The 12724-nt window shown below is 69.6% G+C and carries 11 protein-coding genes; 5 read left to right on the top strand and 6 right to left on the bottom strand.

The genetic code is table 11. The annotated features are described in order from the left end of the window. Position 1: 1 nt before the first annotated feature. Positions 2–442, bottom strand: a complete 441-nt coding sequence (locus tag AC1DYD_RS01140; RefSeq protein WP_478170897.1) for a CBS domain-containing protein — start codon at positions 440–442, stop codon at positions 2–4. Between the two features lie 253 nt (positions 443–695). On the opposite strand from AC1DYD_RS01140, the gene AC1DYD_RS01135 reads away from it, so the two are divergent. Then, positions 696–1673 (top strand): tripartite tricarboxylate transporter substrate-binding protein, encoded by a 978-nt coding sequence (locus AC1DYD_RS01135; protein ID WP_478170896.1) that lies wholly within the window; start codon positions 696–698, stop codon positions 1671–1673. Between the two features lie 285 nt (positions 1674–1958). Here AC1DYD_RS01135 and AC1DYD_RS01130 read toward each other — a convergent pair whose 3' ends face one another. Beyond that, entirely contained in the window at positions 1959–4067 is a 2109-nt protein-coding gene (locus tag AC1DYD_RS01130; protein WP_478170895.1) for a PQQ-dependent dehydrogenase, methanol/ethanol family, read from the bottom strand. A 136-nt stretch (positions 4068–4203) separates the two neighbouring features. Here AC1DYD_RS01130 and AC1DYD_RS01125 point away from each other — a divergent pair, with 136 nt between their 5' ends. Continuing rightward, positions 4204–5463 carry a helix-turn-helix domain-containing protein gene (locus AC1DYD_RS01125; RefSeq protein ID WP_478170894.1) on the top strand — a complete coding sequence of 420 codons (1260 nt, stop codon included), beginning with the start codon at positions 4204–4206 and terminating at the stop codon, positions 5461–5463. A 143-nt stretch (positions 5464–5606) separates the two neighbouring features. Continuing rightward, a complete protein-coding gene (locus tag AC1DYD_RS01120) occupies positions 5607–5804 on the top strand; it encodes a hypothetical protein (RefSeq protein ID WP_478170893.1) in 198 nt (65 codons plus the stop codon). A gap of 62 nt (positions 5805–5866) precedes the next feature. Here AC1DYD_RS01120 and AC1DYD_RS01115 read toward each other — a convergent pair whose 3' ends face one another. The 4 genes from AC1DYD_RS01115 to xylF form a co-directional block, all read right to left on the bottom strand. Then, positions 5867–7024 carry an ROK family transcriptional regulator gene (locus tag AC1DYD_RS01115; RefSeq protein WP_478170892.1) on the bottom strand — a complete coding sequence of 386 codons (1158 nt, stop codon included), beginning with the start codon at positions 7022–7024 and terminating at the stop codon, positions 5867–5869. 258 nt (positions 7025–7282) lie between these two features. Further along, the gene (locus AC1DYD_RS01110) at positions 7283–8062 is read right to left on the bottom strand and encodes an ATP-binding cassette domain-containing protein (protein ID WP_478170891.1); all 780 of its coding nucleotides are present in this window, start codon (positions 8060–8062) and stop codon (positions 7283–7285) included. Position 8063: 1 nt separating this feature from the next. Next, positions 8064–9251 carry a sugar ABC transporter permease gene (locus AC1DYD_RS01105; protein ID WP_478170890.1) on the bottom strand — a complete coding sequence of 396 codons (1188 nt, stop codon included), beginning with the start codon at positions 9249–9251 and terminating at the stop codon, positions 8064–8066. A gap of 208 nt (positions 9252–9459) precedes the next feature. Continuing rightward, positions 9460–10491: a D-xylose ABC transporter substrate-binding protein gene (xylF, locus tag AC1DYD_RS01100; RefSeq protein ID WP_478170889.1), complete on the bottom strand. Its 1032-nt coding sequence runs from the start codon at positions 10489–10491 to the stop codon at positions 9460–9462. Between the two features lie 182 nt (positions 10492–10673). Here xylF and AC1DYD_RS01095 point away from each other — a divergent pair, with 182 nt between their 5' ends. After that, a complete protein-coding gene (locus tag AC1DYD_RS01095) occupies positions 10674–11693 on the top strand; it encodes a thiamine pyrophosphate-dependent dehydrogenase E1 component subunit alpha (RefSeq protein WP_478170888.1) in 1020 nt (339 codons plus the stop codon). Next, on the top strand, positions 11684–12673 hold the full coding sequence (locus tag AC1DYD_RS01090; RefSeq protein ID WP_478170887.1) for an alpha-ketoacid dehydrogenase subunit beta: 990 nt from the start codon (positions 11684–11686) through the stop codon (positions 12671–12673). Before AC1DYD_RS01095 ends, AC1DYD_RS01090 begins: the two co-directional genes overlap by 10 nt. Positions 12674–12724 lie beyond the last annotated feature (51 nt).

Below are 12724 nucleotides of genomic sequence, written 5' to 3'. Positions count from 1 at the left end.
TTCAGCGACGATCCCCGGAGATGTAGTGCTGCAACTGCTCGATGATGAAGGTCTGCTCGGAGATGATGCTCTTGACCAGGTCTCCGATCGAGATCAGGCCGACCAGCTTGCCGTTGTCGATGACCGGCAGGTGGCGGATGCGGCTCTGGGTCATCAGCGCCATGCAGTCCTCCGTGGTCTGGTCCGGCCGCACGTAGATCACGGCCGACGTCATGACATCGCGCAACGGCGTGTCCCTGGACGAGCGGGCCAGCAGCACGACCTTGCGCGCGTAGTCCCGCTCGGTGACCATGCCGACGATCTTGTCGCCCTCCATCACGAGCAGCGCGCCGACATTCTTCTCGGCCATCAGCGCGACCGCCTCGTACACCGTTGCCGAGGGCGCGATCGAATGAACGGTCGCATCGCCCTTGGCCATGAGGATTTCCGCCACAGATTTCATGAGTTGTATTCTGCGCGGGCCGCGCGGCCGCCACAAGCGGCGCGCAAAACTCGACACCCCATGTAACTTATGGACACGATCTCAGGCGGCTGCGGCAATTGCGGCAGCCCCTTGGGCACGCCGGCGCGCCCCCGATAGCGCCCATGCCGAAATCCGTGCGTTCGCTCACATTCCTTGGTCTGAATCAAGGGCTTGGCGGTAGTCAGGCTCCGGTCAGCCGATAAGATCGCGGCCTTTTCTACTCGGAGACAGCATGAACAAACTGCTCGCAATCGCCGCGCTGGCCGTGTTCGCGGTGGGCGTACAGGCCCAGGATTTCCCGGGCGGCAAGCCCATCAGCATCGTGGTGCCGTTCGCCGCGGGCGGACCGACCGACCGCGTCGCGCGCGACCTCGCCGAAGCGCTGCGCAAACCGCTGGGCGGCGGCAGCATCGTGATCGACAACGTGCCCGGTGCCGGCAGCTCGATCGGCGCCGCCAAGGTGGCGCGCGCCAACCCGGACGGCTACACCCTGCTGCTGAACCACATCGGCATGTCGACCATCCCCACCCTGGTGCGCAACGTGCCCTTCAAGGTCGAGACCGGCTTCGAGTACCTCGGCATCGTCAACGACGTCCCGATGACGCTGATCGCCAAGCCGCAGATGGCGGCCAGCAACTACAAGGAACTCAGCGCCTGGATCGCCGCCAACAAGGGCAAGATCAACCTCGGCAACGCCGGCGTCGGATCGGCCTCGCACCTGTGCGGCCTGCTGTTCCAGACCGCGACCAAGACCGAGATGACGCCGGTGCCTTACAAGGGCACGGCGCCCGCCATCACCGACCTGATCGGCGGCCAGATCGACCTCTTGTGCGACCAGACCACCAACACCTCGCCGCAGATCGAGGCCAAGAAGGTCAAGGCCTACGCCGTGACCACGTCGAAGCGCCTGACGACGCCGCTGCTGAAGGACCTGCCGACGCTGCAGGAAGAGGGCCTGAAGGGCTTCGAGGTCACGATCTGGCACGGCCTCTACGCGCCCAAGGGCACGCCGCCGGCCATCACCAAGAAGCTCAACGACGCGCTCAAGGTGGCCTTGAAGGACCCCGAGTTCATCAAGAAGCAGGAAGGCCTGGGCGCCGTGGTGGCGACCGATGGCCGCATCGAGCCCGAGGGCCACAAGCAGTTCGTGGCGGCCGAGATCGCCAAGTGGAGCCCGATCATCAAGGCCGCCGGCGTCTACGCTGACTAGCCTTCGCTCGCCCCCAGGTTGCCCCGCACTTCGTGTCGGGGCGCCCACCCCCTGCCGGGGGCGCAGTCAGCGGCCCGGCAAAGCCGGTTCCGCGACTGCCCACCAACAGGCGTGCGCTGCGCGCCGCCGGAGAACAAGCACGGCGCCTCTTCTTCTTTCCCCGGCCGGCGCAGCCAGGCCCGTTGGTGAAACACCGCGGAACCGGCTTCGCCGGGCCGCTGGTGTTGCCCCCGGCAGGGGGTGGGCGCCCGGACACGAAGTGCCGGGCAACCTGGGGGCGAGCAACTATTTCGGCCGGATGGCGTCGGCGGTGCCCTGGATGAAGGCCTTGATCTTGTCGACATCCTCGGGCGTCAGCTTGCCGCTGAAGTCCGGCATGCCGCGCTCGGTGGCCGGGCCCTTGAAGACGAACTTGTCGAGGTTCTCGATGAAGGCCGAATTCATGTAGCCGAGGTTCGGGATGTTGCCGCCGCGGTCGACGCCGGGCACGCCGTGGCAGAACACGCAGTTGCTCACGTACAGGTAGGTCCCTGCCTCCACCTTGGCGGGGTCGTACTTGACGCCCTGCAGCAGCTTGTCCATGCGGTACTGCACGAACTCCGGCTTGGGCGCGTTGCCGCCGACCGCGAAGGTGTAGACCGTGCCGGGCCCCTGCCGCTCGGTGGCGCGCTGGGCCAGCCCGTAGACGCCGCCCCAGCCGACCGCCACCGACACGTACTGCTTGCCGTCGACCATGAAGGTGGCCGGTGCGGCGACCACGCCGGTGCCGGTCGGCGTCTCCCAGAGCTTCTCGCCGGATTTGGCGTTGTAGGCCACCAGCCGACCATCGGCCGTGCCCTGGAACACCAGATTGCCGGCGGTGGTCAGGGTGCCGCCGTTCCACGGCGACACGTAGTCGACGCCCCAGGCCTCCTTCTGCGCGATCGGGTCCCAGGCGACCAGGCGGCCCATCGGCTTGCTGGTCGGCGGCTCGGCGTTGACCAACTTGGCGGTGTTCCAGCCCAGTGCCGCATGCGGCCGGCCCGGTGCGTTCTCGTTGAACTTCCAGTCCTTGTCGTCCATCAGGTTGAGCGGCACGTGCTGGGCCGGCAGGTAGGCCAGCCCGGTCTGCGGGTTGTAGGACATCGGATGCCAGTTGTGGGCGCCGAAGGGGCCCGGGATGCTGTCGTTGGGCTTGGCGCCATCGCGCGCCGAGGCGACCTCGATCGGGCGCCCGTTCTTGTCGTAGCCGGTGGCCCAGTTCACGTCGACGAAGTTCTTGGCCGAGATGAACTTGCCGTTGGTGCGGTCGATGACGAAGAAGAAGCCGTTCTTGGGCGCATGCAGGATCACCTTGCGCGGCTTGCCGCCGATCTTGATGTCGGCCAGGATCATCGGCTGGGTCGAGGTGTAGTCCCAGTTGTCGCCGGGCGTCTCCTGGTAGTGCCACTTGTACGCCCCGGTGTCGGGATCGAGCGCCACGATCGATGCCAGGTAGAGGTTGTCGCCGCCCTTCGGGCTGCGCTGGCTGCGGGCCCATGGGGAGCCGTTGCCGGTGCCCACGTACATCAGGTTCAGCTCGGGGTCGAAGGTGAGCGAATCCCAGGCGGTGCCGCCGCCGCCCGACTCCCAGTACTTGTTGCTCGGGTCCCAGGTCTTGGCCGCCTTGGCCATCGAAGCGTCCTCGAAGGGCTTCGACGGGTCGCCCGGCACCACGAACCAGCGCCACTTCTGCTCGCCCGAGGCGGCGTCGTAGGCCGTGACGTAGCCGCGCACGCCGTACTCGGCGCCACCGTTGCCGATGACCACCTTGCCCTTGAAGACGCGCGGCGCGCCGGTGATGGTGTAGGCGCGGCTGTGGTCGATGATCGTGTCCTTCTCCCACACCACCTGGCCGGTGGCGGCGTCGAGGGCGATCAGCCGGCCGTCGTACGAGGCCACGTAGACCTTGCCCTGGTACAGCGCCACACCGCGGTTGACCACGTCGCAGCAGCCCTTGAAGCCCTTCGCGCGGTCGACCTTGGGGTCGTAGGTCCAGATCTTCTTGCCGGTGCGCGCATCGACCGCATGCACCACGCTCCAGGAGGCCGTGACGTACATGATGCCGTCGACCACCAAGGGCGTGGCCTCGACGCCGCGCGTCGACTGCAGGTCGTAGGACCAGACCAGGCCCAGGTCCTTGACGTTGCCGGTGTTGACCTGGTCGAGCTTGCTGAAGCGGGTCTCGGCGTAGTCCAGGCCATAGCTGGGCCAGTCGGGCGTCCTGGCGGCGTTGGCCCGGATGAAGGCGCCGTCGACCTTCTGCGTGGCGGCCTTGATGTGCTCGGGCGAGCCCTTGGCGGATTGCGCCGCGGCGCTCGTGGCGCCCAGGCACAGCAACGCGCCGAGCGCCAGCGCTGCGTGAGTCTTGATCATCGTGTCGTCTCCTATCGTTGTGAGACGAAGGATCGGCCCAGCCGGCACTTTGATCATCCTCGGGATTTCCCTAGACCCGGACTGTTCCATTGCGGAACAAATTCGAGCCTCATTTTTCCTTGCCCTGGAGGCGCCCGTGGCCCTTTCGACGCGCGCCGTGGCCGGCGGCCCACTACAGTTGTTCGCCACCACGCCCGCCGAGCGCGTGGCGCTGGCCCGCACCCAGTTCTTCGAGGAGGGCGTGCGCCCTTCCGGGCTGGTCGGCGAGACCGTGATCCAGTCCTGGATGCGCTGCGCGCGCACCCATGCCGACACCCGCCGTGCCGTGTCCTTCGAGGCCGTGACGCCGAGCCGCCTGCATGCCACGCTGGCGCGCAACCAGGACCTGCTCGAGGCCGCTCGCGGCGAACTGGCGGACATGGAGAGCTCGCTGGCCGGCACCGACTGTCGCGTGCTGCTGACCGACGCGCAGGGCGTGATCGTGCACGTCACGCACCACCCGGCCGCGGCCCAGCAGCCGATCCTGCACCGGACGGCGCGGCTGGGCGTCAACATCGCCGAGAGCGTGGTCGGCACCACCGCGCCCGGCATCGTGGCGCGCACCGGCCAGGCCTGCACGGTCGACGGCGCCGAGCACTACTTCGAATGCCTGCGCGCCATGCAGTGCGCAGCGGCGCCGATCCGCGACGTGCACGGCCAACTGGCCGGCGTGCTCGACCTGTCGGTCGAATCGCGCCGCTTCGGCTTCGATGCGGCCTCGATGGTCGCGCTCTACGCCACCACGATCGAAAACCGGCTGCTGCTGGCGCAGTCGCGCGACCGTCTGGTGCTGCGCTTCCAGGCCAGCCCGACGCTGCTCGGCACGCCGATGGAAGCGCTGGCGGGCATCGCCGAGGACGGCACCGTGGCCTGGCTCAACAGCGCCGGCGCACGGCTGATCGGCGGCCTGCCCGAGGCCGGCCCCTGCGCCGTGGAAATGCTGTTCGGCCTCGACGTCGATGGGTTGCTGCGCCTGGGCCGGCGGGAAGCCGCGCAGCCCGTGCGGCTTGCGAGCGGGCTCGGCGTCTGGCTGCAGGCCCGCGCAAAAGCACACGATGGCGTTGATTTTCGCCACGCCGTGAGCGTGCCCGCGGCGGCGCCGACGCCGACGCCCGTCGCGGAGGCACGGGCGAGCGCTGCCGACGCCCCGCAGCAACCGGTCGAAGCCTCGCCAGCCGCGGGGCAGGACGCCGGCGATGGCACGCTGCAAGGCCGCAGCCGCAGGCTGATCGAGGAAACGCTGGCGGCCCACCACGGCAACATCTCGCACGCGGCGCGCCAGCTGCGCGTGTCGCGCGGCACGCTCTACCGGCGGCTCAAACGCTGGCGCGAGGAGGACCGGGCGCCTCGGGAATGAAGCGGCTGCCTTCGAGGCCGGGGCGGCACCGTTACAACTTCGGCTGTCATCCGGCGCATGACCGGCGCGTTGTAGGTTCAGCCCGTCCTTATTTTCAGGGCTGGCCGATCGTCCCCCCTACCTCACTCCAACTTCGACGCTCCATGAAACGCACTCTGATCGCCCTCACTGCCGCCGCCTTCGCCCTTGCCGCCGGCGCCTCCTTCGCCGCCACGCCTGCCGATGGTGCAGCGCCCGCAGCGCCGGCCGCCACCAAGTCCAAGGCCAAGTCGACGAAGCACTCGACCCACAAGACTTCGCACAAGGTCGCCCACAAGAAGGCGCCCAAGACCGCGGCCTGAACAGCCCGTTCTGAACAAGCCCCTTCGGGGGCTTTTTCATTGGCTGGCCGAGATCCGAGGTCCTAGGAAGCGGGGTCGATCGCCGCCGCGCGTTCGCGCCGTGCCTCCGAGGTCGGATGCAGCGGGCGCAGGTATTCGTGCAGGGCCAGCGCGGCGGCGCCGACCGCTGTCGCCCAAGGGCCGTAGCGCGCCGCGCGCACCACCGGCGGCGCCAGGCCGGCGCTCTCGGCATAGCCCTGCACGGTCGCGATCGCGCCCGGCAGGAAGCCCGGGTGCGCCTCGCAGGACTTGCCGCCGACCACGATCGCGCGCGGCTCGAAGGTGACCCACAGGTTCTGCAGCAGCACGCCGAGGAAGCGGGCCGCGCGCGCCGGACCTTCCGCGTCGCGGTCGAGCACGCGCGAGCCGAGGAACACCTCGGCGCAGCCCCGCCGCCCGCAGGAACAGCGCGGACCGTCGATCTGCAGCACGGTGTGTCCGATCTCGCCGGCCATGCCGCGCGCGCCGGTGAACAGGAGGTCGTTCAGCACCACGCCGGCGCCCACGCCGACATCGCAGCTGACGAAGATCAGCGGGTCCTCGCCCTCGCCGTCCGAGAACTCGAATTCGCCGAGCACACCGGCATCGGCGTCGTTCTGCAATTGCACCGCGATGCCCGCCAGGCCTTCGCGTGCCAGCGCCTCGGCAAGGATCGGCAGCAGGTCGAGGTTGCGCCAGCCCAGGTTGGGCGCAAAGCGCACCATGCCCGTGGCATCGTCGAGCGCCCCCGGCACGCCGACACCGATGCCCGAGAGGCGAAGTCCCGCGGCCTGCATCCGCGCATGCACGGCCGCCACCATGCGCGCCACCTGGGCACTGGCCACCACCGGCGCATGGTCGGCCAGCGGCTCCGAGTCGGAATGCAGCAGCTCGCCCCGCAGCGACACGCAGACCACGCGCACCACCTCGACCGCGATCTCGACACCCACCAGCGCTCGCACCCCGACGTTGATCGACAACGGGGTCGATGGCCGCCCCAGGCCGTCGGCCACCGGGGCCTCGGCCTCCTCGAGCCAGCCGTCGTCGAGCAGCTCGCGCACCAGCAGGCTGACGGTCGACTTGGTCAGGCCGCTTTCGGCCGCCAGCCGCGCGCGCGACAGGCCGGGCCGGGCTCGCAGCAGCCGCAGCAGCACGCTGCGGTTGATGCGCTTGACCAGCTGCTGGTCGCCCGTGGTCTTCATCCGGCCCCGGTCCTCAGGCCGCTCGCCGGGCCGCCCCAAGGGCGGACTGCGCCCCCTCGGGGGGCAGCGACGACACGCAGTGCGCAGCGTGGGGGCTCCGCCCGCCGCCGGGCCGCCCCCAGGCGGGCGGCACCCCCCCGGGGGGCAGCGACGACACGCAGTGCGCAGCGTGGGGGCTCCACCCGCCGCCGGGCCGCCCCCAGGCGGGCGGCACCCCCCCGGGGGGCAGCGACGACACGCAGTGCGGAGCGTGGGGGCTCATGTGCCCTTCGCGTGCTCGGCCTGCGCCTTGCCCTCGGGCCGCTTGCCGGCAATGATCATCCCGAGCACCTCGTCCTCGGTGACGTCGACAGTGCGGTAGGTGCCGACCAGCCGGCCGTTCTTCATCACCGCCAGGCGGTCGCTGAGGCCGAACACGTCGGGCATGTCGTGGGTGATCAGGAAGATGCCGACGCCATCGGCCTTGAGCTGCTTGACCAGCGCGCCGACCATCGCGGTCTCTTCGGGGCCGAGGGCGGCGCAAGGCTCGTCCATGATCAGGATCCGGGCGTTGAAATACAGCGCGCGCGAGATCGCCACCACCTGCCGCTGGCCGCCCGACAGGCGTCGCACCGGCACCCGGATGTTGGTGAAGTTCTTGTTCAGGCGATGGAACACACGGCGCGCCTGGCCCTCCATGAAATGGTCGTCGAGCGTGCGCCACGGCGTGAGCTTCTCGCGGCCGAGGAACAGGTTGGCGACCGAGTCGAGGTTGTCGGCCAGCGCCAGCGTCTGGTAGATGGTCTCGATGCCCTGGGCCTGCGCCTCGGAGGGCGTGCGGATGCTCACCTTTTCGCCTGCGATCAGCGTCTCGCCCGAGTCGATCGGATAGGCCCCTGCGAGCATCTTCATCAAGGTCGACTTGCCAGCGCCGTTGTGGCCCAGCAGCGCGACCACTTCGCCGGGGTAGAGGTTGACGCTGACGCCGTCGACCGCCTTCACGCCGCCGAAGGCCTTGTGGATCTCGCGCAGCTCGACCAGGGGTGGGTTGGCGCTCATTTCAGTTCTCCCCGAATTTCTTGCGGTAGAGGACGTCGAAGACGACCGCCACGATCAGCACCTGGCCGATGATCACCATCCGCTTGCCGATCGGCACGTCGAGCAGCAGCATGCCGCTGTCGAGCGACTGCATGATCAGCGCGCCCAGCACCGAGCCGAAGATCGAGCCGCTGCCGCCGGCCAGCGCGGTGCCGCCGATCACCGCGGCGGCGATCACGTAAAGCTCCATGCCGGTGCCGAGCGAGTTGGTACCGGCGTTGAGCCGCGCGATCGAGACGATCGCGGCGATCGTCACCAGCACCGCCAGCAGCGCGAACAGCATCAGCGTCACACGCTTGACCGGGATGCCGACCAGCGCCGCCGCATCGGGATTGCCGCCCATCGCGAACACATAGCGCCCGAAGCGGGTGCGATGAACGATGAACGACAGCACCACCGCAACCACGGCCCAGATCAGCACCGGGATCGGGATGCCCTGGGCCTCGGTCTTCGACGAGATCTGGTAGTTGTTCATGGTAGCGGCGAAGGCGAACACCACCACCACCGGGAGCGCCGTGAGCAGCAGGTCCAGCCACAGCGGCTCGACCGGCATCTCGTGGCGCTGCCGCGCGCGCCGCTTCTGCAGCATCCGCGCGAACAGCACGATGGCCACCAGCGCCGCCAGCACCCAGGACGCCGCGGTGCCGATGCCGCCGTCGTAGCCGCCGCCGAGGCGCTGGAAGAACTCGTCGTTGACCGGCTGCGTCTTGCCGTCCGCCACCAGGAAGGCGGCGCCGCGGAAGGACATCAGCCCGCCCAGCGTGACCACGAAGGACGGCACGCCCAGCACCGCCGTCAGCCCGCCCTGGTAGAGGGCCACCAGCAACGCCACCGCCAGCCCCGCGAGGCAGGCGGCGGGCCAGGACCAGCCCGCGCTGTACTGCAGGTAGGCGATCAGCACGCCGACGAAACCCATCACCGAGCCGACCGACAGGTCGATGTGGCGGGCCACGATGATCAGCACCATCACGGTCGACACGATGCCCACCACCGCGGTCTGCTGGGCGATGTTGTAGAGGTTCTCGGGCGACAGGAAGACGCCGCCCGACAGCACGTGGAAGACGATCGCCATCACCACCAGCAGCACGCTCATGAGCGCCAGCCGGAGGTCGACGCCGCTGCGGCGCCACAGATTCGGCGACGAGTTCATGGGGATCGCCTCCTTTCAAGAACACCGTGGAACCGGCTTTGCCGGGCCACCGGTGTTGCCCCCGGCAGGGGGTGGGCGGCTACACGCAGTGAGCCAACCTGGGGGCGAGCAACAGCCCCACCGTGGAACCGGCTTTGCCGGGCCGCTGGTGTTGCCCCCGGAGAGGGGGTGGGCGGCCACACGAAGCGGGCCAACCTGGGGGAGAGCTTCATTTGCAGGCCGCAGGTGCCTTGTCGCCGCTGACGCCCTTGCAGAGCTCGTCTTTCTTGATCCAGCCCGCCTTCACCACCACGTCGAGGTTGTCGCGCGTGATCGGCACCGGCGTCAGGAAGCGCGAGGAGATCGCCACCTTCTTCTCGCCGCCGCTCCAGTCGGTCGCCTTCTCGGCCGGCTTTCCGCTGGCCAGCGCGACCGCGGCGGAAGCCGCCTCGCGGCCGAGCTCGCGCGAGTCCTTCCAGACCGAGACGGTCTGGGTGCCGAGCGCGATGCGGTTCAGCGCGGCGAAGTCGGCGTCCTGGCCCGACACCGGGATCCCGCGGATGCCCTTGGCCGTGAGCGCCGCCACCGCGCCGCCGGCGGTGCCGTCGTTCGAGGCCACCACCGCATCGACCTTGTTCCCGGCCTTGGTCAGGATCTGCTCCATGTTCTTCTGCGCCACCTCGGGCTTCCAGCCTTCGGTGAACTCGTCGCCGACGATCTTGATGTCGCCCTTCTTGACCGCGTCGGCAATCACCTCCTGCTGCCCGGCGCGCAGGAAGTTGGCGTTCGGGTCGGTCGGCGAGCCCTTGATCATCACGTAGTTGCCCTTGGGCTGGATCTTGTAGACCGCGCGCGCCTGCATGCGGCCGACCTCGGTGTTGTCGAAGGTGATGTAGAACACGCCGGGCGTCTCGATCAGCCGGTCGTAGGCCACCACCGGCACCTTCTGCTTCAGCGCCTTGTTGACCGCCGGCAGGATCGCGTCCTTGTCCATCGCGAGCACGATCAGCGCCTTGGCACCCTTGGACATCAGGCCCTCGATGTCGCCGAGCTGCTTCTCGGGCGAGCCGCCGGCGTCGGCGCTGATGTACTTGGCGCCGAGTTTCTCGAGCTGGGCCTTCATCGCGGCCTCGTCGGTCTTCCAGCGCTCCTCCTGGAAATTGGACCAGCTCACGCCGACCACGGTCTGGGCGGCGGCGCCGAGGGCGCTGAGGCCCAGGGCCAGAGTGGCCAGGGCAGGCAGGGTACGGGCGAGCTTCATGAGTGTGTCTCCAGCGTTCTTGGTTAGGTTGCCCTATTAGTTTGAGCAACAAACTAAGTATGTCGGCCGTCCTCGCGCGGCGGCATTGGGACATTCCCTGCGGGTAAATGCGCTGCCGCCCCGTTAGTCACAGCCGATACGATTTTTGGCTGAAAGCACGCTGTGCATAAGCTGGAGACAAGATGAGTCCTGAAATTTCAGCGCCGGAGCGCCTCGCGCTCTATCGCGCGATGGTGCGCATCCGCGCCTTCGAGAACGCTGCCGAGACGGCCAGCCAGGGCGGCGTCAGCGCCTATGGCCAGGAAGCGGCGGGGGCCGCCAAGGTGCGCGGGCCGCTGCACCTGTCGACCGGCCAGGAGGCGGTGCCGGCCGGTGTCTGCGCCCATCTGGTGGCCGCCGACTACCTGACCTCGACCCATCGCGGCCACGGCCACACGCTGGCCAAGGGCGCCGACCTGGGCCGCATGATGGCCGAGTTGTTCGGCAAGGCCAGCGGCTTCAACGGCGGCAAGGGCGGCTCGATGCACATCGCCGACTTCTCGGTCGGCATGCTGGGCGCCAACGGCGTGGTGGCGGCCGGCCTGCCGATCGCGGTCGGTGCCGCGCACGCCCAGAAGCTGCAGAAGAAGGACGCCATCACGGTCTGCTTCTTCGGCGACGGCGCGATCAACCGCGGGCCCTTCCTCGAATCGCTGAACTGGGCCCGTGTCTACCGCTTGCCGGTGCTGTTCGTCTGCGAGGACAACCGCTGGAGCGCCACCACCGCGAGCGGCCCGATGACCGCCGGCGAGGGCGCCTCGGCGCGCGCCGAGGCGCTGGACATCGCAGCCACCCAGGTCGACGGCAACGAAGTGTTCGCGGTTCATGCCGCGGCCCGCAGGCTGGTCACCGAGGTACGTGCCGGCAGCGGCCCGCGCCTGCTGCACGCCCTCACCTACCGCGTCAAGGGCCATGTCTCGGTCGACCCGGCCGCCTACCGCGACCCAGCCGAACTGGCCGCTGCGCTCGAGACCGACCCGATCGCGCGGGCCCGCGCGCGGATGATCGCCGGCGGCATCGATGCCGCCGCGCTGGCGGCGATCGAGAACCAGGCCCATGCCGAGGTCGAGGCCGCGCTGGCCGCCGCCGACGCCGCGCCCTGGCCCGAGGCCAGCGCCGCCTTCACCGACGTGCAGACCACCGGAGCCGGCCAATGGACATGACGCACGATTCGGCGGCTGCGGCCGTCCTTCGACTCAGCTACGCCGAAGCCGCCGCGCTGGCGGTGCAACGCGAAATGGAAGCCGACCCGCGCGTGGTGGTGCTCGGCGAAGACGTCGGCCGCGGCGGCATCTTCGGCCAGTACAGGGGCCTGCAGCAGCGCTTCGGCGCCGAGCGCGTGATCGACACGCCGATCTCCGAGGCCGCGATCATGGGCGCCGGCGTCGGCATGGCACTGGCCGGGCTGCGGCCGGTGGTCGAGATGCGGGTGGTCGACTTCGCGCTCTGCGGCATGGACGAACTGGTCAACCAGGCGGCCAAGAACCGCTTCATGTTCGGCGGCCAGGGCCGCGTGCCGCTGGTGGCGCGCATGCCCGGCGGCATCTGGGACGCCTCGGCGGCGCAGCATTCGCAGTCGCTCGAAGCCTGGTTTGCGCACCTGCCGGGGGTCGTGGTGGTGTGTCCCTCGACCCCGCAGGACAACCATTCGCTGCTGCGCGCCGCGCTGCAATGCGGCGATCCGGTGGTCTACATCGAGCACAAGACGCTCTGGGGCGCGCGCGGCCCGGTCGACGAAAGCCTGGACCTGCCGCTCGGCAAGGCCGCCCGGCGGCGCCGCGGCGATGCGCTGACGCTGGTCAGCTGGGGCCGGCAGATGCAGGTCTGCGACGCCGCCTGCGAGACGCTGGCGGCCGAGGGCATCGAGGTCGACCTGCTCGACCTGCGCACGCTCTGGCCCTGGGACCGCGAGGCCGTCCTCGAATCCTGCGGCCGCACCGGGCGGCTGCTGGTGGTGCACGAGGCGGTGCAGGCCGCGGGCTTCGGCGCCGAGATCGCGGCCACAGCGGCCGAGGCGACGGGCTGCCGCGTCGCCCGGCGCGGCAGCCCGCGCGTTCCGGTCGGCTATGCGCCGGTGCTGGAGGCGCAGTCGCGCGTCGGCGCCGAGCAGATCGTGAATGCCGCGCGGGCGTTGCACGGATGAGCGTCGCGCCGGGCCGCCCCAGGCAAGCTCGCACGGCAATGCGAAGCGCGG

This window comes from Variovorax sp. P4_B11 (genome assembly GCF_056402355.1).
Note: the sequence above shows the minus strand (reverse complement) of the source record. Positions and strands in the feature narration are given on the sequence as shown.